General features: G+C 73.9%; 28 protein-coding genes and 1 riboswitch. Of the genes, 19 read left to right on the top strand and 9 right to left on the bottom strand.

Translation table 11 applies throughout. The annotated features are described in order from the left end of the window. Positions 1–13: 13 nt before the first annotated feature. On the bottom strand, positions 14–1,744 hold the full coding sequence (locus DNK53_RS04160; RefSeq protein ID WP_162599768.1) for an SGNH/GDSL hydrolase family protein: 1,731 nt from the start codon (positions 1,742–1,744) through the stop codon (positions 14–16). Between the two features lie 137 nt (positions 1,745–1,881). Between DNK53_RS04160 and DNK53_RS04155 the strand changes: the two genes are divergently transcribed. After that, the gene (locus DNK53_RS04155; RefSeq protein ID WP_110181403.1) at positions 1,882–2,397 is read left to right on the top strand and encodes a metallophosphoesterase family protein; all 516 of its coding nucleotides are present in this window, start codon (positions 1,882–1,884) and stop codon (positions 2,395–2,397) included. A gap of 82 nt (positions 2,398–2,479) precedes the next feature. Here DNK53_RS04155 and DNK53_RS04150 read toward each other — a convergent pair whose 3' ends face one another. The 3 genes from DNK53_RS04150 to DNK53_RS04140 form a co-directional block, all read right to left on the bottom strand. Further along, a complete protein-coding gene (locus DNK53_RS04150; RefSeq protein ID WP_110180982.1) occupies positions 2,480–4,054 on the bottom strand; it encodes an FAD-dependent oxidoreductase in 1,575 nt (524 codons plus the stop codon). Between the two features lie 145 nt (positions 4,055–4,199). Next, positions 4,200–4,634, bottom strand: a complete 435-nt coding sequence (locus tag DNK53_RS04145; protein ID WP_110180981.1) for a hypothetical protein — start codon at positions 4,632–4,634, stop codon at positions 4,200–4,202. Positions 4,635–4,698: 64 nt separating this feature from the next. Beyond that, positions 4,699–4,938, bottom strand: coding sequence for a hypothetical protein (locus DNK53_RS04140; protein ID WP_162599767.1), 240 nt, complete (start codon positions 4,936–4,938; stop codon positions 4,699–4,701). Between the two features lie 125 nt (positions 4,939–5,063). On the opposite strand from DNK53_RS04140, the gene DNK53_RS04135 reads away from it, so the two are divergent. Continuing rightward, positions 5,064–7,538 carry an excinuclease ABC subunit UvrA gene (locus DNK53_RS04135; protein WP_110180979.1) on the top strand — a complete coding sequence of 825 codons (2,475 nt, stop codon included), beginning with the start codon at positions 5,064–5,066 and terminating at the stop codon, positions 7,536–7,538. Positions 7,539–7,864: 326 nt separating this feature from the next. Here the strand turns inward: DNK53_RS04135 and DNK53_RS04130 are convergent, their stop codons facing one another. Beyond that, entirely contained in the window at positions 7,865–8,176 is a 312-nt protein-coding gene (locus tag DNK53_RS04130) for a putative quinol monooxygenase (RefSeq protein WP_003941073.1), read from the bottom strand. A 108-nt stretch (positions 8,177–8,284) separates the two neighbouring features. Between DNK53_RS04130 and DNK53_RS04125 the strand changes: the two genes are divergently transcribed. After that, on the top strand, positions 8,285–9,226 hold the full coding sequence (locus DNK53_RS04125) for a GlxA family transcriptional regulator (protein ID WP_110180978.1): 942 nt from the start codon (positions 8,285–8,287) through the stop codon (positions 9,224–9,226). Positions 9,227–10,091: 865 nt separating this feature from the next. Here the strand turns inward: DNK53_RS04125 and DNK53_RS04115 are convergent. Beyond that, positions 10,092–10,271, bottom strand: a complete 180-nt coding sequence (locus DNK53_RS04115) for a hypothetical protein (protein ID WP_110180976.1) — start codon at positions 10,269–10,271, stop codon at positions 10,092–10,094. 38 nt (positions 10,272–10,309) lie between these two features. Here DNK53_RS04115 and DNK53_RS04110 point away from each other — a divergent pair, with 38 nt between their 5' ends. Then, positions 10,310–11,005, top strand: a complete 696-nt coding sequence (locus DNK53_RS04110; protein ID WP_239456344.1) for a hypothetical protein — start codon at positions 10,310–10,312, stop codon at positions 11,003–11,005. A gap of 4 nt (positions 11,006–11,009) precedes the next feature. On the opposite strand, the gene DNK53_RS04105 is transcribed toward DNK53_RS04110, so the two are convergent. Continuing rightward, positions 11,010–11,423, bottom strand: coding sequence for a rhodanese-like domain-containing protein (locus tag DNK53_RS04105; RefSeq protein WP_110180974.1), 414 nt, complete (start codon positions 11,421–11,423; stop codon positions 11,010–11,012). A 121-nt stretch (positions 11,424–11,544) separates the two neighbouring features. Continuing rightward, positions 11,545–11,621, top strand: a riboswitch (ZMP/ZTP riboswitch). Between the two features lie 23 nt (positions 11,622–11,644). Here DNK53_RS04105 and DNK53_RS04100 point away from each other — a divergent pair. The 3 genes from DNK53_RS04100 to DNK53_RS04090 all read left to right on the top strand — a co-directional run bounded on the left by DNK53_RS04100 (position 11,645) and on the right by DNK53_RS04090 (position 14,011). Further along, the gene (locus DNK53_RS04100; RefSeq protein WP_110180973.1) at positions 11,645–12,889 is read left to right on the top strand and encodes a benzoate/H(+) symporter BenE family transporter; all 1,245 of its coding nucleotides are present in this window, start codon (positions 11,645–11,647) and stop codon (positions 12,887–12,889) included. Between the two features lie 282 nt (positions 12,890–13,171). Then, positions 13,172–13,459: a DUF1330 domain-containing protein gene (locus DNK53_RS04095; RefSeq protein WP_110180972.1), complete on the top strand. Its 288-nt coding sequence runs from the start codon at positions 13,172–13,174 to the stop codon at positions 13,457–13,459. A gap of 15 nt (positions 13,460–13,474) precedes the next feature. Beyond that, the gene (locus DNK53_RS04090) at positions 13,475–14,011 is read left to right on the top strand and encodes an RBBP9/YdeN family alpha/beta hydrolase (protein ID WP_110181402.1); all 537 of its coding nucleotides are present in this window, start codon (positions 13,475–13,477) and stop codon (positions 14,009–14,011) included. Positions 14,012–14,084: 73 nt separating this feature from the next. On the opposite strand, the gene DNK53_RS04085 is transcribed toward DNK53_RS04090, so the two are convergent. After that, positions 14,085–14,324, bottom strand: a complete 240-nt coding sequence (locus DNK53_RS04085) for a hypothetical protein (RefSeq protein ID WP_162599766.1) — start codon at positions 14,322–14,324, stop codon at positions 14,085–14,087. 107 nt (positions 14,325–14,431) lie between these two features. On the opposite strand from DNK53_RS04085, the gene DNK53_RS17695 reads away from it, so the two are divergent. The 11 genes from DNK53_RS17695 to DNK53_RS04030 all read left to right on the top strand — a co-directional run bounded on the left by DNK53_RS17695 (position 14,432) and on the right by DNK53_RS04030 (position 24,649). Continuing rightward, the gene (locus DNK53_RS17695) at positions 14,432–16,117 is read left to right on the top strand and encodes a CapA family protein (RefSeq protein ID WP_110180970.1); all 1,686 of its coding nucleotides are present in this window, start codon (positions 14,432–14,434) and stop codon (positions 16,115–16,117) included. A 119-nt stretch (positions 16,118–16,236) separates the two neighbouring features. Next, positions 16,237–16,815 (top strand): ArsR/SmtB family transcription factor, encoded by a 579-nt coding sequence (locus DNK53_RS04075; protein WP_110181401.1) that lies wholly within the window; start codon positions 16,237–16,239, stop codon positions 16,813–16,815. After that, positions 16,812–17,609: an SRPBCC family protein gene (locus DNK53_RS04070; protein ID WP_110180969.1), complete on the top strand. Its 798-nt coding sequence runs from the start codon at positions 16,812–16,814 to the stop codon at positions 17,607–17,609. Before DNK53_RS04075 ends, DNK53_RS04070 begins: the two co-directional genes overlap by 4 nt. 38 nt (positions 17,610–17,647) lie before the next feature. After that, on the top strand, positions 17,648–18,994 hold the full coding sequence (locus tag DNK53_RS04065) for an APC family permease (protein WP_162599765.1): 1,347 nt from the start codon (positions 17,648–17,650) through the stop codon (positions 18,992–18,994). Continuing rightward, entirely contained in the window at positions 18,991–19,383 is a 393-nt protein-coding gene (locus tag DNK53_RS04060; protein WP_110180967.1) for a hypothetical protein, read from the top strand. Before DNK53_RS04065 ends, DNK53_RS04060 begins: the two co-directional genes overlap by 4 nt. A 28-nt stretch (positions 19,384–19,411) precedes the next feature. Then, on the top strand, positions 19,412–19,870 hold the full coding sequence (locus DNK53_RS04055; protein WP_110180966.1) for a DUF350 domain-containing protein: 459 nt from the start codon (positions 19,412–19,414) through the stop codon (positions 19,868–19,870). Continuing rightward, a complete protein-coding gene (locus tag DNK53_RS04050; RefSeq protein WP_110180965.1) occupies positions 19,870–21,180 on the top strand; it encodes a glutathionylspermidine synthase family protein in 1,311 nt (436 codons plus the stop codon). Before DNK53_RS04055 ends, DNK53_RS04050 begins: the two co-directional genes overlap by 1 nt. Positions 21,181–21,248: 68 nt before the next feature. After that, entirely contained in the window at positions 21,249–22,994 is a 1,746-nt protein-coding gene (locus tag DNK53_RS04045) for a M28 family metallopeptidase (RefSeq protein ID WP_110180964.1), read from the top strand. 198 nt (positions 22,995–23,192) lie between these two features. Continuing rightward, a complete protein-coding gene (locus tag DNK53_RS04040; RefSeq protein ID WP_204163731.1) occupies positions 23,193–23,465 on the top strand; it encodes a nuclear transport factor 2 family protein in 273 nt (90 codons plus the stop codon). Positions 23,466–23,502: 37 nt separating this feature from the next. Further along, positions 23,503–23,874, top strand: coding sequence for a hypothetical protein (locus tag DNK53_RS04035; protein ID WP_110180963.1), 372 nt, complete (start codon positions 23,503–23,505; stop codon positions 23,872–23,874). 67 nt (positions 23,875–23,941) lie between these two features. Then, a complete protein-coding gene (locus tag DNK53_RS04030; protein WP_162599764.1) occupies positions 23,942–24,649 on the top strand; it encodes a lysoplasmalogenase in 708 nt (235 codons plus the stop codon). 4 nt (positions 24,650–24,653) lie between these two features. Here the strand turns inward: DNK53_RS04030 and DNK53_RS04025 are convergent, their stop codons facing one another. Continuing rightward, complete coding sequence (locus DNK53_RS04025) at positions 24,654–25,169, bottom strand: MarR family winged helix-turn-helix transcriptional regulator (protein WP_110180961.1); 516 nt, start codon at positions 25,167–25,169, stop codon at positions 24,654–24,656. Positions 25,170–25,253: 84 nt separating this feature from the next. Between DNK53_RS04025 and DNK53_RS04020 the strand changes: the two genes are divergently transcribed. Then, positions 25,254–25,907, top strand: a complete 654-nt coding sequence (locus DNK53_RS04020; protein ID WP_110180960.1) for an FMN-dependent NADH-azoreductase — start codon at positions 25,254–25,256, stop codon at positions 25,905–25,907. The last annotated feature ends 121 nt before the right edge of the window (positions 25,908–26,028 follow it).

Genomic DNA, 26,028 nt, shown 5'->3' with positions numbered 1-26,028 from the left:
GCCGAGGGGGCCCTCACGCGTCCGGGGGTCGCAGCAGGCGGGAGACCACCTCGACCTGCAGGGCGTGCCCGGCGGCGTTCGGGTGCAGCGGGTACGCCGTCTCAGCCATCACGCCCTGCGGCTCGCCCGGCCCGATCGTCGGCCAGGAGGCCTGCAGGTCGAGGACCGCGACCAAGTCGTGGCGGAAGCCCATGAGCACGTCGCGGACCGCCTGCCACTTCGCGGCGTACTCCGGGTTGGCGGAGACCGGCGCGTAGTTGACCACCAGCAGCACCGAGGTCGGCCGCCCGCCGGCCGCCTGCTCCGCCCGCGCGACGATCCGCTCGATGCTGCTCCTGGTCTGCGCGGCGCTCATCTGCCAGGCCGGGTCGTTGACTCCGAGGTTGACCACCGTGAGGACGGGCGCCACCCGGTCCAGCACCTGCCAGACGGGGCGACCCGTCGTCGTGGCGGGGTTGAAGTGGTGCGACGAGTAGCCCGAGTGGGCGGCGTCGAGGACGTGGACCCCCGAGCTGCGGTCGGCCTCGGAGGCGAAGACCTCGAAGCCCTCCACCACCGACGGCAGCTGGGCCGAGGTGCCGCGCACCTCCACCCGGTGCGGGCCCGGCGCCAGGGTCGCCGACTCCCAGAGGTGTCCGGAGCCACCCGTCGAGGTGTCGTCGTCGGCCGTCAGGGGCGACCACTCGCCGCCGTCGACCCGGACCTCCGCGGGCGCCGTCGTGGCGTCGCGCCCGAACCAGACCCGCAGCCCCGTCCCCTCGAAGTCGAGGGTCAGCCCCGAGCCGGCGAGGAAGGCGGCGGCCTTGGACCCCAGGCCGTAGCCGCTCACCCGCGTCACCTGGCCCACCTCCTGCAGCCCCGGCGCCGCCAGGCCGGCGTGGCTGACTGCCGGGACGTGCCCCGTCCCCTGCGCCGCCGCGATCGGGTGGCGCGCCCGCAGGGCCTCCTGCAGGGCCGGCGGCGGCCGCTGGGACCAGAGGTCGGCCCCGAGGCCCTCCGAGATCGAGTCCCCGACGTAGGCCACGTCGACCCGGCGGGTGTCGCGCTCGCGCAGGGCGTCCCAGAAGGGGACGAGCGCCTCCGGGTTCTGCAGCTGGGGGGCGGGGGTCGCCGTCGGGCTCGGCTCCGGTGAAGGGCTCGGCTGGACGGACGGACTGGCCTGGGCCGAAGGGCTGGGCTGGGCGGTCGGGGTCGGGGTGGGCGTCGGCGTGGGGCTGGGCTGGGCGGTCGGGGTCGGCGTCGGGGTGGGCTGGGCGGTGGGCGTCGGGCTCGGCGTCGGCGTCGGCGTCGGGGTCGGGGTGGGCGTGGGGGTGGGCGTGGGGGTGGGCGTCGGCGTGACCGGCGCGGGACGCACGGTCACGGCGAACGGTCGGCTGAGCACCCGCGGCCTCCGGTCGGACTGCACGAGCTCGGCGCGGTAGACGTGGCGACCGGGCCGGGCCGCCGTACGCCGCCGGACGGCGTGGCCGTGCGCGTCCGTGCGGAGCCGCCCGAGCGCGACCCACGTGTCCCCGCGCCTGGTCGCCAGCCGGACCTGGCGGCGTCCGGCTCCGGACCCGAGGCGCACGTGCAGGACCAGCCGGTCCCCCACCTCCACCGTCGAGGGCCCGGTCAGCCGGAGCACCCGCGCGTGCTGCCGCTGCGGCTCCGCGTCGGCGGAGTGCGTGGCCGGCTGGACGGCCACGACGAGCAGGCTGCTGGTCAGCAGCGTCCCGAGGACGCCGGCGACGGCGGTGAGGGGCATCGGCAGCGGCACGAGCGGTCCAGGTGCGAGGAGGGCACGGGGACGGTCGCCCCCACCACAGCATCGGTCGCCGCGGGGGTCCGTGTGGCGGTTTTCGACGAATCCTCCCCCGACCGGTGGCCTCCTACGGTGGGCGCGTGACCACCCGGCTGCTGCTCCTCGCCGACACCCACCTGCCCAAGCGCGCCAAGGACCTGCCCGCCGAGGTCTGGGCGGCGGTCGACGCCGCCGACGTGGTGGTGCACGCGGGCGACTGGGTCGACGTGCGCCTCCTCGACGAGCTGGAGGCGCGGTCGCGCCGGCTGGTCGGCTGCTGGGGCAACAACGACCACGGGGTGCTGAGGGAGCGGCTGCCCGAGGTCGCCCGCGCCGAGCTGGACGGCGTCCGGTTCGCGGTGATCCACGAGACCGGTCAGGCGAAGGGCCGCGAGGAGCGGGCTGCTGCGGCGTACGACGACGTCGACGTGCTGGTCTTCGGCCACAGCCACATCCCCTGGGACACCACCGCCGCGACCGGGCTGCGGCTGCTCAACCCCGGCTCCCCCACCGACCGCAGGCGGCAGCCGCACTGCACCTACATGACGGCGGTCGCCGACGCCGGCGTGCTGCGCGACGTGGAGCTCCACCGGCTCCCGCCCCGCGTCGCCCGCTGACTGCCTCCCGGGACGTCATCAACCGCGGTCGTCCCGGCGGCCCGGCCTGATGACGTCCGGCGGGTGACGGCGGCGTCACGCGTCAAGCGCTGCGAGCGGGGTCCCCGCACCAGGCGCTGAGCGCCTCGAGCAGCGCAGGCACGGCGGTCTCGTCCGGCTCCCCGTGCGGCACCGCGGTCGCGACCACCCCGTCGGGGCGGAGCAGCAGGGCGTCGACCGGCGGCCCCTCCACGGTCAGGCGCGCCACGCGGACGCGACCCGCCCACGGACCGGTCACCTCCGCCAGGCCCGGGCGGTCGGCGAGCAGGAGCAGGACCGCCCCGGTCGTGCCCGGTGCGACGGCGAGCAGGCCGCGGGTGCGGTCGTCCTCGTGCTCGACGCCGAGCAGCGCGTCGGTGACGAAGCCGCCAGCCAGGGGCCGGTCGGCCGAAGGTGCCCCGACGTCGGTGCCGGCCATCAGGGCCCCGAGCCGCAGCAACGGCTGCTCGTCGGTCGCGAGCTCGGCGACCAGGGCTCGCAGCGCGTCGCCCCCGGGGCCGTGGGCCCGGCGCAGCGCGACCTGGGCCCGCGTGTGGAGCAGGGTCCGCTCGGCGGCGGTCCGGCGCTCCTCGGTGTAGGTGTCGAGCAGCCACTCGGGGCCCCACCCGCGCAGGGTGGCCGCGAGCTTCCAGGCGAGGTTGGCGGCGTCGAGCATCCCGGCGTTGACCGCCACTCCGCCGGCGGGGAAGAGGTGGGCGGCGTCCCCGGCGAGCAGGACCCGCCCCGCGCGGTAGGTCTCGGCCTGCCTCGCGGAGTAGCCGAACCGGGTCATCCGCAGCGGCTCCCCCAGCGGGAGGTCGACCCCGAGGACGCGCCGCACGCTCGCGGCCAGCTCGCCGACCGTCATCGGCGAGGCGTCGTCGTACGCGCCGCCCTCGTCCGACGCGGGCTCGACCTCGGCGGTGTAGACGCCCAGGGTCCCCCCGGTGACGCCGGTCCCGCCGGTCGCGTGGCAGGCGAAGACACCGTGCTCGGTGGCGGTGTAGCCGAAAGGCAGCACGACCCCGTCGACCTCGACGCCGCCGTCGTCGCGCACGGTCACGCCGTCGGGGAGCGTCGTCGAGGCGAGCCGCTCGACCTCGGGGAGGGTGTCGCCGGCGAAGGCGATGCCCGCGAGCTCGCGGACCCTGCTGCGGCCGCCGTCGCAGCCGACCACGAAGGCCGCGGAGACGTCGTACGCCGTGCCGCCGGCGTCGACCTCCAGCGTCACCGTCCGCTCGTCCTGCCGCAGCCCCACGACCTCGTGGCCGCGACGCAGCTCGGCGCCGGCGGCCTCGGCGCGCTCGGCGAGGAGCGCCTCGATCCGGTCCTGCGGCAGCACGAGCGCGCGCATCGGGGAGGCGGGCAGCGGGGTGAAGTCGAGGTGGATCCCGCCGAAGGGGAAATGCGGCGGGGGCTCGGGCACGGGGCTCTCGGCGCGGAACGCCTCGAGCACGCCGCGGTGGTGGAGCAGCTGGAGGACCTGACCGGCGAGGCCGCCGGCCCGGGCCACCTGCGACGGCTGCTGCCGCCGTTCGAGCAGCAGCGTGCGGACCCCCGCACGGGCCAGCTCCCACGCCAGCATCAGGCCCGTCGGACCGGCCCCCACCACCACGACCTCGACGTCGTCCCGCTCCATCGCCCACCCCGGTCCCCAGGAGCCCCGAGCGGGCTCCGGCCGCCGATCATGGGGGACGACGGGGGGCTTGAAACAAGCCCCCGTGCCCGTATACCTTGGAAGTGGAGGGGCTCCTGCGAGCCCCTTTCGTCGTCCCCGGAGGGGGTCAGCCGCTCCGGCGTCCGGCCAGTGCCGCGGTCACGGTGAGCAGCGTGACGAGCCCCAGCCCGCCGCCCACGAGCAGGAAGAAGAGCCCGACCGCCCAGAGGCCGGAGTCGTCGGTCGCGGCGGCGTGGACGCTCCACGGCAGCGCGAAGCCGCCCAGCGCCGCGGCCGTCAGCACCGGGACGGCGCCGGCTCGCACGACCCCGCGACCACGCAGCGCGAGCATCGCCGCGACCGCCCCGATGGCGACCGACAGGCCGCAGCCGACGACCTGCCAGGGGCGGTAGGGGCCCTGCGCGACGCCGTCCACGAGGTAGTAGTCGTCGTCCCAGCCGAGCCAGGCGAACCACATCGCGCCGGCGAAGAGCGCCAGCGCCACGGCGACGAGGGCGAGGCGGGGGGCGCTGCTGCCGGGGGTGGGCTGCACGGTGCTCATGGCCCGAGCATGCGCCCGCGGGCGCGTCCTGGCATCCGCTCGCGTACTCAGTGCGCCCGGAGGGTCACTCCACCGGCGTCGCGGACCTCACCTGCGGCGCGGACGAGCTCTCGTCCTTCATGCCGTCGATCTCGGTGAGGATCCGCGCGCGCTCCTCGTCGTCGAGCGACACCTTCGCCTTCGCCAGGCCCTCGTCGAGCTGGTCGGCGATGGTGCTGTCCTCGGCGCTGTACTGCCAGGAAGACACCTCGTCCACCACGCGCTGCGCCGCCTCGACCGCTGCCTGCTGCACCTCGTCAGTCATGCGTCCCAACGTAGCCATGGCGTCCAACGGCACCGGGTCCCTCGGGGTGGCTCACCCCGGCAGCCGCCCGGGCCCCGCTCGTCGTGGGGCGCGTGGACCCGGCGTCCACCGGGTAGGGGGACGCGGTGGAGATCCCCGAACCAGACGGCTGCGTCCGCGTCCGCGGCGCCCGCGAGCACAACCTGAAGGACGTCGACGTCGACCTGCCGCGCGACGCGATCGTCGCCTTCACCGGCGTCTCGGGGTCGGGGAAGTCGTCGCTGGCCTTCGGCACCCTGTACGCCGAGGCGCAGCGCCGCTACTTCGAGTCGGTGGCGCCCTACGCGCGGCGGCTGCTCCAGCAGGTCGGCGCCCCGCACGTCGAGGAGATCACCGGGCTGCCGCCTGCGGTCGCGCTTCAGCAGCGGCGCGGGGCGGCGAGCTCGCGGTCGACGGTCGGCACCATCACCACGCTTTCGAACCTGCTGCGGATCCTCTTCTCCCGCGCCGGCACCTACCCCGACGGCGCCGACCACCTCGCCGCGGAGGCCTTCTCCCCCCACACCGCCGCCGGCGCCTGCCGCACCTGTCACGGGCAGGGGGTCAGCCACGACGTCGCCGAGGAGCTGCTCGTCCCCGACGACTCGCTGAGCATCCGCGAGGGCGCGATCGCCGCGTGGCCCGGGGCCTGGCAGGCCCACAACCTGCGCCGGATCGTGAAGAACCTCGGCATCGACGTCGACAAGCCGTGGCGCGAGCTCGCCCGCAAGGACCAGGAGTGGCTGCTCTTCACCGACGAGCAGCCGCGCGTGCTGATCCGCCCGCAGGACAAGGACGGCGGCGGCGGCCGCGACTACATGGGCACCTTCCGCAGCGCCCGTCGCCACGTGCACACCGTGCTCGCCGGGTCGCCGTCCGAGAAGCTGCGGGCCAGCATGCTCGCCTTCGTCACCTCGACGACCTGCCCGACCTGCCACGGCAGCGGCCTGCGCCCCGAGGCGCTGGCCGTGACCTTCGCCGGGGCGACGATCGCCGAGGTCAACGCCCTGCCGTTCACCGAGCTCGTCGACCTGCTTCGCCCGCACGCCACCGGCGACCCCGACGACGTCGCCTCGCGGTTGAGCGGCGACCTGGTGGCGCGGATCGACGTGCTGCTCGACCTGGGACTGGGCTACCTGTCGCTGGGACGCAGCTCCACGACGCTGTCGCCGGGCGAGGCGCAGCGGCTGCGGATCGCCACCCAGCTGCGCTCCGGGCTCTTCGGGGTCGTCTACGTGCTCGACGAGCCGTCGGCCGGGCTGCACCCGGCGGACGCCGCTCCCCTGCTGGCGGTGCTCGACCAGCTCAAGGCGGCGGGCAACACGCTCTTCGTGGTGGAGCACGACATGGACGTCGTCCGCCGCGCCGACTGGGTGGTCGACATCGGTCCCGGCGCCGGCGAAAACGGCGGGAGGGTCCTCTACTCCGGCCCCGTCGCGGGCCTGGAGGAGGTAGACGGGTCGGCCACGTCGGCGTACCTCTTCGGCCGTGCCGAGCAGCTGGTCCGCGAGCCGCGCGAGCCGTCGGGGTGGCTGCACCTCGGCGGCGTCACCCGCCACAACCTGCGCGACGTCACCCTCGACCTGCCGCTCGGCGCGATGACCGCCGTGACCGGGGTGTCGGGGTCGGGCAAGTCGACGCTGGCGGTGCAGGTGCTGGGCGAGGTCGTGCGCCGTCACCTGGGACTCTCGCGCGACGTGCTGACCCCGTCGGACACCGACTCCTCCGACGACGAGGCCACGGCGGTCGTGGACGTGGACGTCCGGGAGGTCCGCGGGGTCGACTCCTTCGACCGGCTCGTCGTCGTCGACCAGCGGCCGATCGGCCGGACGCCGCGCTCCAACCTGGCGACGTACACCGGGCTCTTCGACGCGGTGCGCAAGGTCTTCGCGGCGACGCCGCTCGCGCAGGAGCGGGGGTACGACGCCGGCCGGTTCTCCTTCAACGTCGCGGCCGGGCGGTGCGAGACCTGCCAGGGCGAGGGGTTCGTCTCGGTCGAGCTGGTCTACCTGCCGAGCACCTACGCGCCGTGCCCGACCTGTCACGGGGCGCGCTACAAGCCCGAGACGCTCGAGGTGACCTACCGGGACCGGACGATCGCCGACGTGCTGGGCCTGTCGGTGGACGAGGCGGCCACGTTCCTGGCCGACGTGCCCGCGGCCGCACGCGGGCTGCGGGCGCTGCAGGAGGTCGGGCTCGGCTACCTGCGGCTCGGGCAGCCCGCGACCGAGCTCAGCGGCGGCGAGGCTCAGCGGATCAAGCTCGCCACCGAGCTGCAGCGCGCCCAGCGCGGCCACACCCTCTACCTGCTCGACGAGCCCACCTCGGGCCTGCACCCCGCCGACTCGGCGCTCCTGCTGCGCCAGCTCCACCGGCTGGTCGACGCCGGCAACACCGTCGTGCTCGTCGAGCACGACCTGGACGCCGTCGCCACCGCCGACTGGATGGTCGACCTGGGGCCGGGCGGCGGGGACGCCGGGGGGCAGGTCGTGGCTAGCGGGACGCCGGCGGAGGTTGCGGCGGGTGGGGTCGGGGCGACGGCGAAGTACTTGATTCGGCGGCTGCTGGCGGAGGCCGGCTGAGCCAAAGTGCTTCGTCGTTGGGCCTGGGTCTCACGACTGCTTTCGAGCACTCGCGATTTCGTTGGCCAGTTGCAGAAGTTGAGCGGTCGGCATCGCGCCGCCACGGCGCCTAGCGGGACGGAGGGAAAGTTGACACAGTCGCGCTGCCATGGAACCGCGCTGGCTCTCTCTATGACCACCGGTGAACCAGTGCCGCTCCAGGCTTGCGCCTGGTGTTTCCTGGCCTCCTCGTGATCGGCCCGTCGGGGATCGTCAACGTGGTGCGGGTGTCGAGGCGGTCGGGTCCGACGGCTCGGCGGGGCGCGATCGTCTCGTGCGTTGGCGGACTACGGGAGCTTGGACGCGAGGACGTCGGCCGCCAGGATCTCGGGCGCTGCGCCGAGGAGGTGCTGGTTGGCCATCAGGGCTGCGACGATGGCGCCGTTGGCGTGGGCGTCGCGAGCGGCCTCGTCGGGGAATGCATCGAAGATCCAGAAGGTGTCGGCGTGGGTCCTGACCGCGAACCAGACAATCGTTCCTACTTCTTCGTTGGCGAGTGCGACAGCGCCGGCGAGCAGATCGGCGAGCGCGTCGTGCTGTCCATCGGCCGCGACGATCTTGGCGACGAAGGCATACGGAAGTGATGCGGGTGTGGACATGAGGGGTTCTCCTAGGTGTCGAGGTTTCTTGGTGAAGCGAGTTCAGCGTATGACGGGCAAGGACATGTGACGAGTGGCGTATACGGCAGTATTGCTATTGTTCGCGCCATGCGTATCGGACTGATCGCGATCGACGGCTGCTTCGGTTCGGCGGTCGCGTCGGTCATCGACATCGCGCGGGTGGCCGACGGAGCCCGCGGCGATGTCGACCCGCGGATCGACCCGATCGAACTCGCCATCCTCGGACCGAAACGGCGAGTGACCACGACGGCATCGATGACCCTGTCGGTGGACCACCCGCTGTCGGAGTCCGGAGAGTTCGACGTGGTCGTCGTCCCTGCGCTTGGAACCCTCACGGCCGCCGCTACCAACGACGCCCTCCAGAGCCGAGATGCTCGGTCGGTCATCGCCTCGCTCGGGCGCCTCGACGAGGCGACCACCCAGATCGCCGCGGCGTGCACCGGCGTGTTCGCTGTCGCCGAGACCGGACGGATGCATCATCGGCGGGCGACGACCAGCTGGTTCCTGGGGCCGGAGTTCCTGAAGCGCTATCCGACCGTCGCCCTCGATCTCGACACCATGGTCGTGGTCGACGGGAACCTCGTCACCGCCGGCGCCGCGTTCGCCCACATCGACCTCGCGCTCTCACTCGTGCGATCGATCAGCCCCGACCTGGCCCAACATGTCGCCAAGCTCCTCATCATCGACGAGCGTCCGTCGCAGGCGGCCTTCGTCGCCTACGAACATCTCCGGCACGAGGACCCGATCGTCGTCGAGTTCGAACGCTTCGTGCGCGCCCGCCTGGACGAACCGTTCAACGTCGCCTTCGTCGCGCAGTCGCTCGGCACCAGCCGGCGCACCCTCGAACGACGAGTCCGTGCGGCGCTCAACCTCACTCCGCTCGGCTTCGTCCAACGGATTCGCATCGAACGAGCTCGGCACCTCTCAGCAACCACGGACCTCACCTCGGCCGAGATCGCGCTACGGGTCGGCTACGCGAACGCCGAGACTCTGCGCTCCCTCCTGCGCAGGGAGCGACGCCGTTCCTGACCTATCGCCATGCCCGTAGCCGGTGTCCTGGCGCTCGGTTGGAACCACCTCTCAGCACGTCGCGTCGACGCTCCTGCGTCGTCCTGGACGACCCACTCGACACGCCCGCAGCACAGGCCATGTGACGTGCCCCGGCTTCCCGGACGGTCGGGGTTGGGTGGCTGTGATGTCGCTGCGTTCTCGTCGAGGGGGTCAGCAGACCCGATCAGGGTCGATTGGGATGAGACGCGAAGGCGGTCAGGTCAGGGCGGCCGAAGCCGGCCGGCGGGGTAGCGTCGGACACGTCGAGGTCTTTCGGATGGATGGCGTAGGAACCTCCGTCGTCGGGACACCTCGACGTCTATCTACGGACCGACGCGCCCGGCCGGCCTACACCCTCATCTGGGAAGAGCCCCTCAAGGACGTGCCGGCCGTACAGCCGGTACAGGTGATCATCGCCCTCGGCCACCGACTGCAGCGCTCGACTGCAGCGCTGGGGCACGCCGCGCACCCCGAAGTGAATCGGACTGCTACATCTTCAGACCGGAGGATTCGGAAGCGACCGCCGGACTACCGCCAATCTGGCGCCGCGATCCGCCCGGCGTGCAGAGGTGCGTCGTGCCGTAGCCGCTCAAGACGTTCCTGACTGCTCAGGTGCACGCGAGTGCGGAGGCGCGACCGCGGTTTGCCCGAGACGAACGACGACAGACGCGCGGCCGACCCAGGCGCGTGATTCAGCCGAGCCGAGTGCGTAGGTTGCGGTGACTGCCCGGAGCCGGGACCGCGTCATGGGTTGCCACGACATCAAGACGCCGCGCGTCAACGAGTCGAGCCACGGCGGCGGACCGGTCGACTGACCGCAGGCGCTCACGGCGCGCGGGTACGTCTAGTCCGCGGTGGGCTGCTCCTGCTCGATCTCGGCGTGCCGCTGGTGCAGGCGGTCGCGGACCTGCTCGGGCGTGTAGGCCTGCCGCTGACGCTCCGCGCGCGTGACTGCGACGCCCGTCGCCACCACCCCGGCCATGCCGGCCAGCCCGAGAACCTTCCACCACGTCGCCGCGCGCATGACGCCGACCCTAGCCGTGATGAGGCACGATGCCTGGCGTGAGCGACGCGCGCGCCGACGGCCTCTCCGTGGAGGAGGCCGCCCGCCTGACCCGCACCGGCGACCTCTGGCTCTTCCGCGGCCGCACGACCGCCGACCGGGCCATCCGGACGCTGACCAACGCCCCGGTCAACCACGTGGGCATGGCCGTGGTGATCGACGACCTGCCGCCGCTGCTGTGGCACGCCGAGCTGGGCAGAGCGCTCGTCGACCACTGGACCGGCGGGCACCACCGGGGCGTGCAGCTGCACGACCTCGGGGACGCCGTCACCCGGTGGCGCGAGACCTACGGGCAGGCGGCCTGGATGCGCCAGCTCACGCCCGAGGCGGGCCGGGCGCAGGAGGACGGCGCGCTGCGGGCAGTCGCACGCCTCGACGGCGTCTCCTTCCCCAGCACCGCCCGGCTCGCCGGCCGGTGGCTCTCGGGGCGCAACGGCTACCAGCCGCGGCGCAAGCGCGGCCAGCGCGTGCGGCCCGAGGCGGCGTTCTGCGCCGAGGCGGTCGCGCTGACCCTCCAGGAGATGGGGATCGTCGAGGAGGGGTGGAAGCCGACGTGGTTCGACCCCGGCACCTTCTGGAGCGGCGAGTTCCTGCCGCTGCGCCCCGGCTGGTCCTACGGCACCGAGATCCAGGTCGGGCCGCTGCCGCCGCGCTCCGCGAAGGTCCCGAGCTCCCGGCGGCGCTGGCGCTCCTGACCGCTCACCCCTCGGCGGCCGGCCCGGCCTCCAGGGGCCGGCCGCCCGCCTCCACCCAGGCCACGAACCCGCCGACGAGGTCGGTGGCGTGGCGCAGGCCCAGCTGCTGGAGCGTCCACGCCGCCAGGCTGGAGCTGTAGCCCTCGTGGCAGACGATCACGATGCGGCGGTCGGGGTCGTCGGCGAACGGCAGCCGGTCGGGGCTGGTCGGATCCAGCCGCCACTCGAGCACGTTGCGGTCGATCACGACGGCCCCGGGCAGCTCGCCGTCCCGGTGCCGTTGCTCCACGGGCCGGGTGTCGACCACGAGGGCACCCGCCGCCTTCACGGCCTCGAGGTCGCCGGGCTCGACCCGGTCGAGGGTCCGGCGGCTCTCCTCGAGCAGCCGGCTGATGGCCGAGCGGTCGGTGGTGGACATGCCACCGACCCTACGGATCCGGTCCTCGGGCCGGCTCCGACGGCATCGAGACGCCACGCACCCAAGAGGTCGAGCCACGGCGGTGGACCGGCCAACTGACCGAGGTGCCCGCGGCCGGTAGCCTCGCACCCGCGACTGGCGTGGCCGGACTGACCGGCGTGGAGCACGAGAGAGACATCGACCGCCTGGGTGTCCCTCGGTCACCGAGCCGGAGGGACGACATGCACGACGCGGTCAGGCAGCACGGCGGGCTGCTCCAGCCCGTCACCGCCGGGATGGTCTCGGGGCTGGTCGGCTACACGAGCGCCTTCGTCGTCGTCCTTGCCGGCCTCGAAGGGGTGGGCGCGACGCCGGCGCAGGCGTCGAGCGGGCTCCTCGCGGTCAGCGTCACCATGGGGCTGGCCTCGATCGTGCTGGCGCTGTCGACGCGACGGCCGATCACCTCGGCGTGGTCCACCCCCGGCGCCGCGCTGCTCGCCACCACCGGCGCGGTCGCGGGCGGGTGGCCCGCGGCGGTTGGGGCCTTCCTCGTCACCGGCGTCCTCGTCGTGCTGACCGGGCTGCTGCCGCAGCTCGGCTCGCTCATCGCGCGCATCCCCACCTCGATCGCCCAGGCGATGCTCGCCGGGATCCTCTTCCAGCTCTGCCTCGGTCCGGTCACCGGCCTGGCCGACAACGCCGCGGCCGTCGCGCCGATCGTGGTGGTCTGGGTGGCGGGCGTCCGGTTCGCGCCCCGTTTCGCGGCCCCGCTCGCCTTCGTCGCCGCCGCGGTCGTCATCGCCGTCGACCTGGGCCGTGCCGGCCGCGGCGTCGACCCGGCGGCCCTCGCCCCGCAGCTCGAGCTCACCACCCCGGCGTTCACCGTCGCCGGCCTGGTCGGCATCGCCCTCCCGCTCTACCTGGTCACCATGGCCGGGCAGAACGTGCCGGGCGTCGCCGTCATGAAGGGACTGGGGTACGACGTCCCGTGGCGGCGGGCGATGCTCGTCACCGGCGCCGGCACCCTGCTCGGGGCGCCGGCCGGCGGGCACGCGATCAACCTCAGCGCGCTCAGCGCCGCGCTGGCCGCGGGGCCCGAGGCGGGCCCCGACCGCTCCCGCCGCTGGATCGCGAGCGTCACCTGCGGCGTGGTGGTCGTCGGCCTCGGGATCGCGTCGGCGGCCTTCGGGACGCTGGTCTTCCTCGCCCCCGTCGGGGTCCTGGCGGCCGTCGCCGGGCTGGCGCTGCTCGGCACCCTCGCCTCCTCCCTGCAGGCCGCGCTGGCGGACCCGCGGCAGCACGTCCCGGCCGTCGCCACCTTCGCGACCGCGGCCTCCGGGGTGGCGATCGTCGGGGTCAGCGCCGCGTTCTGGGCGCTGGTCGCGGGCCTCGTCGTACGCCTCGTCCTGACCTCGGGAAGCCGTCGGGTCCCTCCCGCAGGCACTCCCGCCACGTCTGTCCCGCGTAGAGCGACAGCGCGGCCATGAAGGCCGCCACGACCAAACCGCCCCACTCACCGACCACCACCACCATCGCCACCACGAGGACGGCGACGACCGCGGTGACGACGGTGAAGTAGCCGAAGAGCCACACCCGCTTCTTGTGGGTGTTCACCGCAGACGGGGGGATCGAGATCATGGGCGGAGTATCCCGCAGCGCCTCCGCGGGCATCGCGTTCTGACCACCCGCCGGCGGTCGTGCCCAAGGAGGGGGCGGCTACCTCGTCACCGGGTGCGCGATCCTCGCGACCCGTCCGGCAGGATCGAGCCATGAGTGCCTACCTGATCAGCAGCTACCGAGAGATCACCGACGAGGCGAAGGTGGCGGCGTACTCCAAGCTCGCCCGACGCGCGCTGCTCGACGCCGGCGCCCGCTTCCTCGCCGCGGGGCAGCCCGAGCAGGTCTTCGAGGCCGGCGAGAAGACAATGGTCGTGCTGATGGAGTTCGACTCCGTCGAGGCGGCCGTCGCGGCCTACGAGGGCGAGGCATACCAGGCGGCGCTCGAGGTGCTCGACGGCGGCGCGGTGCGCGACATGCGGGTCCTCCCCGGCCTCTGACCGGGAGTGGTCGCCATGAACCGCAGAGCGATCCTCTTCCACGGAACCGGCGCCCACCCCGACGTCCTGTGGTTGCCGTGGCTCCGCAGACGGTTGACCGAGCGGGGCTACTCCGTCGAGGCGCCACACTACCCCGGCCTCAACACGGAGCCCGTCGCGACGTTCCTGCCGAAGGTGCTGGCCAACCACACGTTCGATGCGGGGACCGTGCTGGTCGGCCACTCAGGCGGCGCAGCGCTCCTGCTCGCCGTCCTGGAGAAGATCGACTCGAAGGTCGACCAGGCCATCCTCGTCGCCGGGTACTGCACCCGGCCCAACACCGCGGACGAGCCAGTACTGCAGGAGCAGTACGACTGGGAAGCGATCCGAGCCCACGTCCGCGACCTCTACTTCATCAACTCGCGTGAGGACCCCTACGGCTGTGACGACACGCAGGGTCGCGCCATGTTCGAGCGGCTCGGCGGCACGCAGATCGTCCGGGACGACGGTCATTTCGGCGACATCGACCAGGAGTACGCCTCGTTCGAGCTCCTCGACAGGCTCATCGACTGACCCAGGCTGGCCACGGGGCCGCGTCCAGGTGAGACAGACCGCATCGCGCTGACAGGTGCGGTCCGTCCTTCGCTCAGCCCATCTTGTCGATCCACCGCACGACCCGGCCGCGCCCGTCGACCTCGTGGTAGGCGGGCGGCCCGGGGACGGGGTCGGTCCGCAGCAGGGCGACCACGGCGGCGGAGCCGTGCAGCTGCTCCTCGATCGCGGTGGTCCAGTGGACGTCGGGTGCCAGGGCGCGCTCCAGACGCACCCAGTCACGCCGCTCGATCAGGGCCAGCACGTTGCCGACCGCGGGGACCTGCTCCGCCACGCCCTCCACCTCCGCTCTCGCTCCGCGCCGACCCTCCCACACTCACGGGCGGGCCGCAGAGCACCGGCGCAACCAGTCCGGTGCCACGCTGGGACGAGGGAGGTCGCATGCGAGCCCAGCGCGTCGGAGGGGTCGGCGCCCTGCTGGGCGCCCTGCTGCTGACGGCCTGTTCGGCAAGCGGCCCCGGCCCGTCGGCGGACCCGGTCGAGACCTCGACGGAGCCGACGGCCGGGGCGACCGAGGCCGGGCCCCAGGGGCGGCTCACCCTCGCCTTCGCGGGCGACGTCCACTTCGAGGAGGAGCTCGCCGCCCTCCTCGACGACCCTGACGCGACGCTCGGACCGATGTCCGAGGTGCTCGCCGCCGCCGACCTGGCGATGGTCAACCTCGAGAGCGCGATCGCCACCGGCGGGCGGCCGACCCGCAAGGAGCTCGAGGTGCCCGAGGCGCGCTACTGGTTCCGCTCCCCGCCCTCCGCCCTCGACCTGCTGTCCCGCTCGGGCGTGGACGTCGTGACGGTCGCCAACAACCACGGGGTCGACTTCGGCGGGACCGGCCTGCGACAGACGCTCGAGGCGGCCGACGACTCCCCCGTCGCCGTCGTCGGCGTCGGGTCGGATGCCGACGCCGCGTTCGCGCCGTACCGGACCACCGTCGGCGACCTCGGCGTCGCCGTGCTGGCCGCCGACGCCTCCGTCGCGGAGAGCAACGACCGGATCTGGCGTGCCGGCCCCGAGCACGCCGGGATCGCCTCGGCCCGGCAGGAGTACCCCGAGCGGCTGCTCGACGCCGTCGAGGCCGCCGCGGCGACCGACGACGTGGTCGTCGTCTACCTGCACTGGGGCCGCCCCCGACGCGGCTGCCCCACGGCCAAGCAGCAGCGGCTCGCCACCCAGCTCGCCGACGCCGGCGCCGACGTCGTGGTCGGCACCCACGGCCACGTCCTGCCGGGCGCCGGGATGCTCGACGACACCTACGTCTCCTACGGGCTGGCGGACTTCCTCTGGTACCACGGCCGCCGCCCCTCCACCGGCGTCCTCACGGTGACGCTCGAGGACGGCGAGGTCGTCGCCGACGCGCTCCCTCCGGCACGGATCCCGCTGCCCGGTGGGCAACCGACCCCGACGCGCGGGCAGCGACGCGGCACGGCACTCGCCGACTGGGAGGCGCTGCGCGGCTGCTCCGGCCTGGCCCCCGTCGACAGCGAGCTGCCGGCGTACGAAGCCGAGGTCAGCGAGATCGACGACGCCCTGGCGCGGCGGCTGCGCGCCAGCCACGACGAGGGCCGCTGCCCCGTGCCCCTCGCCGACCTGCGCCACCTGTCGCTGTCGTACGTCGGCTTCGACGGGCGAGCGCGGACGGGCGAGCTCGTCGTCCACGCCGACCTCGCCGACGACGTCGTCTCCGTCTTCGGCGAGCTCTACGCCGAGCGGTGGCCCATCCGGCGGATGCGGCTCGTCGACGCCTACGGGGCGGACGACGACCGGTCGATGGCCGCCAACAACACCTCGGCCTACAACTGCCGCCGTGTGGCCGGGCAACGGAGCTGGTCGGCCCACGCCTACGGCGCCGCGATCGACCTCAACCCGGTGCAGAACCCGTACGTCACGAGCAGCGGGATCCTGCCCCCTCGCGGGCGGCGGTTCGCCGACGTCGACCGCTCCGCCACGGCGCGGCCGCGGGCCGGCGTCATCCGGCGCGGTGACGTGGTGACCCGGGCGTTCCGTCGGGTCGGGTGGACCTGGGGTGGCAGCTGGCGCCAGCCCGACTACCAGCACTTCACGGCCCGCTGAGACGTCGGCCGCGTCCCGCGAGGGGTTTGCGGTGGATCCCAGTCACCTGGTGACTGCAATCCACCGCAAAGACGGCCGGCCCCTTGACAACAATTATTGTCAGGAGGAGCGTGGAGGCCATGCACGACGTGGAGGTCATCGAGGCGCCCGAGGCGGCAGCGGTCGCGCTCGACCCGGTCCGGGCGCGGCTGCTCGCCGAGCTGGCGGAGCCGTCGAGCGCCGCCGGGCTGGCCGCGCGGCTCGGGGTGGCGCGGCAGAAGGTCAACTACCACCTCAAGGCGCTGGAGGCCCACGGGCTGGTCGAGCTGGCCGAGGAACGACGTCACGGCGGGATCACCGAGCGCGTGCTGCGGGCCTCCGCGACGTCGTACGTCGTCTCCCCCGCGGCGGTCAGCGCCGACGCCGCCGACCCCGACGCCAACGCCGACCACCTCTCGGCCGGCTACCTGGTCGCCCTCGCGGGACGGCTGGTGCGCGAGGTCGGCGCCCTGGCCCGCCGGGCCGGCGCCTCGGGCCGGCGGCTGCCCACGCTGACCATCGACACCACGATCCGCTTCCGCACGCCCGAGGACCGGGCCGCCTTCGCCGACGACCTCACCGCGGCGGTGCTCGAGCTGGCCGCCCGCCACCACCACGACGACGGGCGGCCCCACCGGCTCGTCGTCGCCGCCCATCCCCTGCCCGAGGAGCGGCCATGAGCCCGACCCCGCACGTCCCCTACCGCCTCGAGTTCAGCGTCGAGGTCCCCGGCACCCCCGAGGAGGTCTGGGAGGCCATCGCGACCGCCCGCGGCCTGAGCGCGTGGTTCCTGCCGACCGAGCTGGAGGAGCGGGAGGGGGGCGCCCTGCACTTCTCCATGGGCCCCGAGATGGGCTCCGACGGCCACGTCACCAGGTGGGAGCCGCCGCACCGGCTCGCCTACGAGGAGGACTGGGCGGCGCTCATGGGCAAGGAGCCCGACGAGCTCAGCCCGATGACCTCCGAGTTCCTCGTCGAGGCGCGCTCGGGCGGCACCTGCGTCGTCCGCGTCACGACCAGCGGCTTCGGCACCGGCGCCGACTGGGAGCAGGAGTTCTGGGACGACATGGAGCTGGGCTGGAAGCCGTTCTTCGACAACCTGCGCCTCTACCTCTCCCACTTCCCCGGCCAGGAGGCCGCCCAGCTGGAGGTCAGCGTCGAGCGGCCCGGCGACGCCGACGCCGTGTGGGCCTGGCTCCGCGCGAGCATGGGGCTGGGCGAGGTCGGCGACGCCGTCGACGTGCGGGGCACCACGGGGACGGTCGAGCGCCTCGGGGAGCGCCAGGCGCTGGTCCGGCTCGCCGGACCCGTGCCGGGGTTGCTCAGCGTCTACGCCTACGACCACGCCGAGGCCGACGGCTGCTCGACCGCGGGGGTGCGGGCCTACCACTACGCCGACGACGCGGCGGCCTTCGTGGCGCGCGAGGAGCCGGCCTGGCGGGAGTGGCTGGAGCAGCAGGCGTCCCGGTCCTGAGTCGGGCTCCCGCGCCCGACGCCACTACGCTGACGGCCGTGTCGCCCGGCCAGCTCGCCCCGCGCTCCGTCGGGCCGGTGGTCTCGACGGTCTTCTCGCTCGCCAGCACCGCACCGGCGTACTCGCTCGCGGTCACCGTGGGCCTGCTCGCCGCCCTGGTCGGCGACGCGGCGCCGCTGCTGCTGGCCGCCGCCGCGGTCCCGGTCGTGCTGGTCGTGCTCTGCTTCGGCGAGCTCAACGCCGCCGAGCCCGACTGCGGCACCTGCTACGCCTGGACATCGCGCCCCTTCGGCCGGCGCACCGGCTTCCTGGCGGGCTGGGTGGTGGTGGCCGCCTGCGTGCTGGTGATGACCAACCTGCTGCAGGCCGCCGCGATCTACGGCTGGACGGTCGTCGGGCTCGACGACCTCGCCGGCTCCCGCGTCGCCCAGGCGGCGGCCGGGAGCGTGCTGCTCGTCGTCATGGCGGGCCTGGCCGCGCGCGGCATCACCCTGGCGGCCCGCACGCAGGTGGTGCTCTTCACGGTGGAGGCGGTGCTGCTGGTCGCCTTCGCCGTTCGCGCGGCGGTCGCGACGCCACTCCCGGCCTCCCCCGACGGCGGTGCCGCCGGCTTCGTGCTCACCACCGGCACGGTCGTCCCCGCCTTCCTCGTCGCGGTCTTCCTCTACTGGGGCTGGGACTCCTCCTTCGCGGTCAACGAGGAGTCCGACGACCCGACGGGGACGCCGGTGCGGGCGGCGCTGGCCGCGATGGGGGTCCTGGTCGTGCTCTACGCCGGCTTCGCGTGGGCGGTCACGTCGTACGCCGGGGTCGACCGGCTCGTCGCGGTCGGCGAGGGCGACGTGCTGGCGGAGTTCGCCACCAGCCTGATGGGGTCGGCCGGCGGCACGGTGCTGGCCGGCGCCGTGCTCGTCTCCGCCCTGGCCAGCGCGCAGACCACGATCCTCCCGTCGGCGCGCGCGATGTTCTCGATGGCGCGGCGCGGCGACCTCCCGCCCGGCCTCGCCCGGGTCACCGCGACCGGCTCCCCCGCGACCGCGACGTGGGTCTTCACCGCGCTGGCCGGTGTCGCGTACGCCGCGCTGGTCGCGACGAGCGAGGCGGTGCTGGCCGACTCGGTGGCCGCGACCGCCCTGCTGGTCTCGGCGTACTACGCCCTGACCTGCGCGGCCGTCCCGTTCTTCTTCGGGAGGCGCGGCTGCGCCGTCCGTCCGGTACGACGCGTGGTGCTGCCCGTGGTCGCAGCCGGTACGTTCGTGGCAGCCCTGGTCCTCAGCGTGCGCGACAGCTCGACGACCTCCCTGGTGGCCGCCGCGGTGGTCCTGGGCACCGGGCTCGCCTGGCCCAGCCTGACCCGCCACCCCCTCCGGAAGCAGGACCGATGACCACCACGCCTCGTCGCCGGATGCGCTCGGCCTCAGTCGCCATCGGCGTGACCGCCCTTGCGGCGTCCGGCCTCACCGGCTGCGCCAGCACCTCGGCCGACTACGCCGCGGTCTGCGTCGACCCCGACACCCAGGAGCGGGTCGACGACGACGAGTGCGACTCCAGCAGCGACTACAACGGCGTCGGCACGGGCTTCTTCTGGTACTACCTGGGCGCCAGCTCGCGGGTCCCGCCCGTCGGCGGTGTCGCCACCGGCGGCACGTGGCGCGGCTCGACCCTCAACGGCACCGTGCAGCGCGGCGGCCTCCCCACGACCGGGGGCTCGAGCGTGAAGTCCTCGACCACCAAGGGCGGGTTCGGCGGCTCCAACCGCGGCTTCTCGTCCTGACCCGCCCCACCCCCGACCAGGAGAACCCGTGTCCGACCTGCTCACCGCCCTCTTCCACGCCGTCGTCTACGCGCTGGTGTCGGGGGTGGTCCTCATCGTCGCCTACTACGTCCTCGACCTCGTCACCCCCGGCCACCTCGGCAGCCACCTGCACGGCACCGACGAGGACGGCCGGGCGTCGGTCCACCTGCAGTCCCGCTCGGCCGGGCTGGTCGCCTCGTCGTGGATGGTCTCCAACGCGCTGGTGCTCTTCACCGCGATCTGGGTCAACGGGGCGACCGACCTCGGGGAGCCGCTGGCCTGGACGGTCTCCTTCGCGCTCCTCGGCGTCGCGCTCAACGCCGCCATGCTCTGCGCGATCGACGCGGTGACGCCGGGCAACCTGCGCCAGATCGTCACCGAGCCCGGCCCGGTCCGCCCGCTCGCCTGGCTCGCCGCCGCCTCGTCCCTCTCGGTCGCGGCCATCGTCTGCGCCAGCATCGCCTGATGTGGCGCCACCAGATCAAGCCGCGCCCTGACTGGGAGCGGATCGTCACCGAGCAGGGGCTGGTCTTCCCGGTCACCGAGCTGCCCGACGGCACGAAGCGCCCCTACTGGAACGAGTCCGCCTGGTACGAGGTGACCGGCGACGAGGTGGAGGCGCTGGAGTCGGCCACCGAGGAGCTGTGGGCGATGTGCGTCGACGCCGCCGGCCACATGGCCGCGACGATGAGCGACGCCCGCCTCGGGCTGCCCGCGGGGACGATGGACGTCGTACGCCGCTCCATCGCGCGGCAGGACCCCTCGCTCTACTCGCGCTTCGACCTCGTCTACGGCGCGGACGCCTCGATCAAGATGCTCGAGATCAACGGCGACACCCCCACCGGGCTGGTGGAGACCGGCGTCGCCCAGTGGCGCTGGCTCGAGGACCGGATGCCCGAGCTCGACCAGTGGAACAGCGTCCACGAGCGGCTGGTCGCGGGGTGGGAGCGGCTGCTGCGCTCCGGCGCCACCGACGGCAACGAGCTGCACTTCTTCTACGACCTCGGCGAGGGCGACGCCTACGACGACGGCGAGATGGAGATGACGGCCCACTACCTGATGGACACCGCCGTCCAGGCCGGCTTCGCCACGCTCGCGCACCCGATGGCCGAGGTCGGGTGGAACCCCGACGCCCGGGAGTTCCGCGACGCCCACGACTACCGCGTCCGCAACGCCTTCAAGCTCTACGCCTGGGAGCAGATGCTCGCCGAGCCGTTCGGGCGCCACATCGTGGAGGAGCGGGAGGCGCGGCCGGTCAACTGGTTCGAGCCGGCCTGGAAGGCGATGCTGTCGACCAAGGCGCTGCTGCCCGTGCTGTGGGAGCGAAACCCCGGCCACCGCCTGCTGCTGCCGGCGTACTTCGACGACCCCGGCGACCTCGAGGACTGGGTCGCCAAGCCCCTCCACGGCCGGGAGGGCGACAACATCCGGATCCACCTCGCCGACGCGCTCGAGGACATCGAGATGCCCGGCTCCTACGGCGCCGAGGGGTTCGTCTACCAGGCCTACACCGACCTGCCCGTCTTCGACGGCAACTACGTGGTGATCGGCTCGTGGGTGATCGACGGCGAGGCCGCGGGGATGCTGGTGCGCGAGTCCGACGGCCCGATCACCGACTACTACGGCCGGGTCTGCCCCCACGTCATCTCCGACGCCCTCTCCCCCGACGACGCGCAGCGCCGGGCGTGGCTCGCCGAGCGGGTCGGGCCGAGCGCCCCGACGCTGCGTCAAGATCCCCGATTTGAGGGGCACTCGTCCGGCCCTGCCCGCTCCTAGAGTCGGGACGGCGGCCGACCGGTCGGCACCGCGCCGGAATCGTTCGTCGGCTGCCCGAAGGGGAAGCCATGAACAGAGCGTCCAAGCTGGTCGCGGCAGGCGCGACCTCGGTCCTGCTCGCCGCGGTCGCCGCGTCGTCGGGCGCGGCCACCGCGGGCCCGGACCGGTCCTCGGGACCCGGGGGGTCCAAGACGGCGAAGGGCAAGGTCGTCACGCCGCGCGACCCGCTGGCCAAGCGCTTCGTGCGCGGTGTCTCGCTCGAGGAGATCACCGAGCACCAGGTCGCGCTCCAGCGGATCGCGTCGCTCAACGACGGCACCCGCGAGGTGCTGTCCCCCGGCTACGCCGAGTCGGTCGACTACGTCGTCGACACGCTGCGCGACGCCGGCCTGCGGGTCCAGGTGGAGGAGTTCAACTTCCCCTTCTGGCAGGAGTCGCAGCCGCCGGTGCTCGACCAGGTCTCGCCCAGGCCGACGACGTACGTCCCGGGTGACGCCGAGGACGACGGCTCGGCGGCGGTCGACTTCATCACCATGGCGAACTCGCCCACGGTCGAGCTCGAGGACGCGCCGGTCTTCCCGGTCGGTGGCATCGTCGACCCACCCACCGGCGGCTCGGCCAGTGGCTGCGCCCCCGAGGACTACGCCGGCGTCGCCGGCCAGGTGGCCCTCGTCCAGCGGGGCACCTGCCCCTTTGTCGACAAGTGGCAGCTCGCCCAGGCCGCGGGCGCCACCGGCGTGATCATCTACAACGAGGGCAACACCCCCGAGCGGCAGGCACCGCTCTTCGTCGACAACCAGCCGGACGCGCCGGCGACCATCGCGGCGGTGATCTCCGACTACGCCCTCGGCGACGAGCTGCTGCAGGCCTACAAGGCCGGCGAGAACCCGACGGTCGACCTCAAGGTCTACGGCACCTTCACCGACCGCTTCTTCCCGCAGGTGATCGCCGAGACCCGTGGCGGCGACCCCGACCACGTCGTGGTCGTCGGCGCCCACCTCGACTCCGTGCCCGAGGGTCCGGGGATCAACGACGACGGCTCCGGCGTGGCGACGCTGCTGGCCCAGGCCGAGGAGATCGCCGAGGGCCGGCACAAGCTGCGCAACAAGGTCCGGTTCGGGTTCTGGGGCGCCGAGGAGAACGGTCTCGTCGGCTCGGTCTACTACGCCCAGAACCTCAGCCAGGCCGAGGTCGACCGCATCGACGTGATCCTCAACTACGACATGCTCGCCTCGGCCAACTACGTCCGGTTCGTCTACGACGGTGACGGCGACGACGCGCCCGACAACCCGGCTGGCCCCGAGGGCTCCGGCCTGGTCGAGCAGGTGCACGACGACTGGCTGCGCTCCAAGGGGCTGGCCAGCGAGCGGATCCCCTTCGACGGGCGGTCGGACTACGTCGGCTTCATCGACCGCGGCATCCCCGGTGGCGGGGTCTTCGCCGGTGCCGAGGGCGTGAAGACGGCCGAGCAGGCGGCGGAGTACGGCGGCGCGGAGGGCTCCTGGTACGACCCGTGCTACCACCAGGCCTGCGACGACCTGACCACCGTCTTCACCGGCGTCCCGCCGCTCGAGGCGGAGGGGCTCGCGCCCGAGGGCGACGAGGCCGCGAAGCGGGCAGCCCAGCGGGCGATGGCGGGCGGGGCGCTGCGGGGCCTCGACGAGCTGTCGGACGCGGCGAGCTACGCCGTGTACTACTTCGGCGCCTCGCGGGACCCGTTCCGCACGGGTCACGACCACCACCGCGCCAGCGCCGGCGACCGGGCGACGCGCGGCTACCAGTGGCGCGGGCCGGAGCACCGGGTCCGTCGCTGAGCGGCTGACCCGCCCACGGGTTTGTGGAGGATCGCAGTCACCTGGTGACGGGGATCCTCCACAAACCCTCCGGCCCCCGGGTGGATGCTGGGGGGCATGGACGCCCACGACCTGCTCGCGTCACTGTGCCGCGCGATCGACGCCCACGCCTGGGACGAGCTGCCGGCGCTGCTGCACGACGACTTCGCGTGACGCTACGTGCACACCGACGAGACCTTCGACAAGGACGGGTGGGTCCGCGTCAACGCGGAGTACCCGGACTTCGAGCGGATGCACGTCGAGGACCTCGTGGCCTCCGGCGACCGGGCCGTCGCGCGCTGCCGCGTCACGGCCACCACCGACGGCGAGCCCGTGGAGTTCGCCGTCGCCACCTTCGTCACCGCCCGCGACGAGCGGATCGTCGACAGGACGGAGGTGTGGACCGACGTGGGGCTCACGGCTCCCGAGGGGACCAGGCCCGACCCGGCCTGAGGGGGCGGCTGTCGGTGGGCGCTGCCACGATGCGCGGGTGAGCCACTCGATCCGCCCCAGCTACCCGGTCGTCCTGCTCGTCGGGCGGGAGGAGTTCACGCCGCCCACGTCGTTCGGCGGCGCCAGCGTCGTCGCGACGCGCGACTGCGTGGCGGTGGGGCTGCGCGACACCCGCGTGGGGCCGGTGCGCGTCCAGGTCGTGCCGTCGACCGAGTCCGAGGTCGTCGACCGGCTCGACCTCGAGCACCTCGGCGACTTCGAGGTCGAGGCCGAGGGGCAGCTCGCCATCCGGGACGTCCACGGCCGGGAGTACGACGCCATGGGCGTCGAGCCGGGCACCCACCGGGTCACGGTGCTCGGCACCGACCCGGCCGAGCCCGACGACGTGGTCTTCGTCGTCGCGGTCTGAGCCGGCGGCGGCGCCTCCCGCGGGTCGCTCCTGCGGGCGGCGGCGCGCAGCCCGCAGGATGGGCGCCGTGCTCCCCTCGAAGACGACGCTCCTCTCCGCCGCCTACGTCGGCCTCAGCGCGGCCGACAGCGTGGTCGCGGGCCGGGGACCCGGTGCGCGGCGGGCGAGGCTGGTGCTCAAGCCGACCCTGATGCCGGTGCTGACGGCGGCGTTCGTCTCGGCCACCCGGGGGCCCGACCGGCGTGCGGGCACGCGGCTGCTGCGCACCGGGACCGTCGCCGCCCAGGCGCTCTCGTGGGGCGGCGACGTGGCGCTGCTGGGGTCGGGGAAGCGGCCGTTCCTGGCCGGGCTGGGGTCGTTCCTCGGGGCGCACGTGGCCTACCTGGCCGCCTTCGGGTCGGTGCGCGGCGAGCACCGGGAGCACGACGTGGCGGGGGTGGAGGTCGCCCTGGGGGCCTGGCTGGTCCTCGCCCCCGGCATGGCGGCCGCGGCCGGACGACAGGACCACGCGCTCCGCGGCCCCGTCGCGGCGTACGCCACGGTCATCACCGCGATGCCGGCCGCCTCGCGAGTGCTCGACCCCGCACTGCCCCGCGAGGCGCGTCGGCGCGTGCGGGCAGGCACCGCCCTCTTCCTGCTCTCCGACACCGTGCTGGGACTGCAGCGGTTCGCCCTGCGCGACCCGCACCCGGTGGTCGGGTCGGTCGTGATGTCGACCTACACCGCCGGCCAGGGGCTGATCGCCGCCGGCGTCGCGGGGGCGACCCGCGGCTGACCGCTCAGCAGCGGCCGGGCCGCTCCTCGTGGGTGACGGCGGTGATGGCGCGGGCCGCCTCGGCCAGGGCGGTGAGCTGCTCGGGGGTGAGCACGTCGACGACGAGGCGCCGCGCCTCCCGGACGTGGGCGGGCGCCACGTCGTCGAGCATCTCCTGCCCCGCCGCGGTGAGCCGGGCCTGCATCCGGCGGCCGAAGTCGCCCGGCCGGCGCTCCACCCAGCCGGCCTTCTCGAGCCGGGTCAGCGCGTGGGAGAGGCGGGAGGGCGAGCCGGCCGACAGGATCGCCAGCTCGCTGAGGCCGCGGGTGCAGTCGTCGGCCATCGCGAGGACCCCGAGCACCTGGTACTCGTAGAAGTTCAGCCCCGCGTCGCGCTTGAGCTGGGCGTCGAGCGCGGGCGGCAGCGTGGCCAGCAGGTGGACCAGCGCCCGCCACTCCTGCTGCTGCGCGGGGGTGAGCCAGGGCGCGTCGTCCGCGGCACGCTCCGCGGCGTCGAGGGCGGCCTGGTCGTCGACGTCCATGCCTTTCATCATAACTGGGTCTTGAACATTCAAGTCGCTTCACCCTACGCTCGACTTGAACATTCAAACCATCAGGGAGATCCCATGACCGTCCTCCGCATCGACGCCAGCATCCAGGGCGACCGCTCCGCCAGCGGCGCCCTCGCCGACCTCGTCCTCGACGAGCTCACCGCAGCCCGGCCGCAGACCCCGGTCGTCCGGCGCCACCTGGGGCAGCAGCCGCTGCCCGCCGACGCCTGGGCGCTCGCGGTCGTCGGGGGGTTCACCCCCGAGGCCGACCGCAGCCCGGCCCAGCGGGACGCCCTCGCCCTGGCCGGCCGGCTGGCCGCCGAGCTGCAGGAGGCGTCGTACGCCGTCCTCGCGCTGCCGCTGTACAACTACGGCGTCTCGCAGCACGCCAAGGCCTGGATCGACCTGGCCATGGTCGGGGCACCGCAGGGCGCGCGCCTGCTCGAGGGCACCCCGACCGTGCTCGTCACCACCCGCGGTGGCGCGTACGGGCCGGGCACCCCGCGCGAGGGCTGGGACCACAACACCGACTACCTGCGCCGGATCCTCGTCGACATCTGGGGCGCCGACCTCACCGTCGTGGAGCGGGAGTTCACCCTCGTGGGGGTCAACCCGGCGCTGGACGAGTTCACCGAGCTGGCGACGCTGATGCGCAAGACCGCCGAGGAGGCCGCGGTCGAGGCGGGCGGCGCGCTCGCGTCGCGTCACGGGGCACCGTCACCCGCCTGAGCGCCGCACCGGCGAGCGGGGGCCAGTTCACCCGCGTGATCGGGCACATCGCGCCTCGTGGAGCCTGCAGCTGCCGGGCGTCGAGGTCGTCTCAGTCCCATCTCTGAGCGTCCCACGACCG

Source organism: Nocardioides solisilvae (assembly GCF_003194625.1).
Classification (GTDB): Bacteria; Actinomycetota; Actinomycetes; order Propionibacteriales; family Nocardioidaceae; genus Nocardioides; species Nocardioides solisilvae.
Note: the sequence above shows the minus strand (reverse complement) of the source record. Positions and strands in the feature narration are given on the sequence as shown.

Coding starts and splice junctions, on each gene's coding strand:
- DNK53_RS04160 (WP_162599768.1), bottom strand. CDS start 1,744: ATGCCCCTCACCGCCGTCGCCGGCGTCCTCGGGACGCTGCTGACCAGC.
- DNK53_RS04150 (WP_110180982.1), bottom strand. CDS start 4,054: ATGGAGCGGGACGACGTCGAGGTCGTGGTGGTGGGGGCCGGTCCGACG.
- DNK53_RS04145 (WP_110180981.1), bottom strand. CDS start 4,634: ATGAGCACCGTGCAGCCCACCCCCGGCAGCAGCGCCCCCCGCCTCGCC.
- DNK53_RS04140 (WP_162599767.1), bottom strand. CDS start 4,938: ATGACTGACGAGGTGCAGCAGGCAGCGGTCGAGGCGGCGCAGCGCGTG.
- DNK53_RS04130 (WP_003941073.1), bottom strand. CDS start 8,176: ATGTCCACACCCGCATCACTTCCGTATGCCTTCGTCGCCAAGATCGTC.
- DNK53_RS04125 (WP_110180978.1), top strand. CDS start 8,285: ATGCGTATCGGACTGATCGCGATCGACGGCTGCTTCGGTTCGGCGGTC.
- DNK53_RS04115 (WP_110180976.1), bottom strand. CDS start 10,271: ATGCGCGCGGCGACGTGGTGGAAGGTTCTCGGGCTGGCCGGCATGGCC.
- DNK53_RS04105 (WP_110180974.1), bottom strand. CDS start 11,423: ATGTCCACCACCGACCGCTCGGCCATCAGCCGGCTGCTCGAGGAGAGC.
- DNK53_RS04100 (WP_110180973.1), top strand. CDS start 11,645: ATGCACGACGCGGTCAGGCAGCACGGCGGGCTGCTCCAGCCCGTCACC.
- DNK53_RS04095 (WP_110180972.1), top strand. CDS start 13,172: ATGAGTGCCTACCTGATCAGCAGCTACCGAGAGATCACCGACGAGGCG.
- DNK53_RS04090 (WP_110181402.1), top strand. CDS start 13,475: ATGAACCGCAGAGCGATCCTCTTCCACGGAACCGGCGCCCACCCCGAC.
- DNK53_RS17695 (WP_110180970.1), top strand. CDS start 14,432: ATGCGAGCCCAGCGCGTCGGAGGGGTCGGCGCCCTGCTGGGCGCCCTG.
- DNK53_RS04075 (WP_110181401.1), top strand. CDS start 16,237: ATGCACGACGTGGAGGTCATCGAGGCGCCCGAGGCGGCAGCGGTCGCG.
- DNK53_RS04070 (WP_110180969.1), top strand. CDS start 16,812: ATGAGCCCGACCCCGCACGTCCCCTACCGCCTCGAGTTCAGCGTCGAG.
- DNK53_RS04060 (WP_110180967.1), top strand. CDS start 18,991: ATGACCACCACGCCTCGTCGCCGGATGCGCTCGGCCTCAGTCGCCATC.
- DNK53_RS04050 (WP_110180965.1), top strand. CDS start 19,870: ATGTGGCGCCACCAGATCAAGCCGCGCCCTGACTGGGAGCGGATCGTC.
- DNK53_RS04045 (WP_110180964.1), top strand. CDS start 21,249: ATGAACAGAGCGTCCAAGCTGGTCGCGGCAGGCGCGACCTCGGTCCTG.
- DNK53_RS04025 (WP_110180961.1), bottom strand. CDS start 25,169: ATGGACGTCGACGACCAGGCCGCCCTCGACGCCGCGGAGCGTGCCGCG.
- DNK53_RS04020 (WP_110180960.1), top strand. CDS start 25,254: ATGACCGTCCTCCGCATCGACGCCAGCATCCAGGGCGACCGCTCCGCC.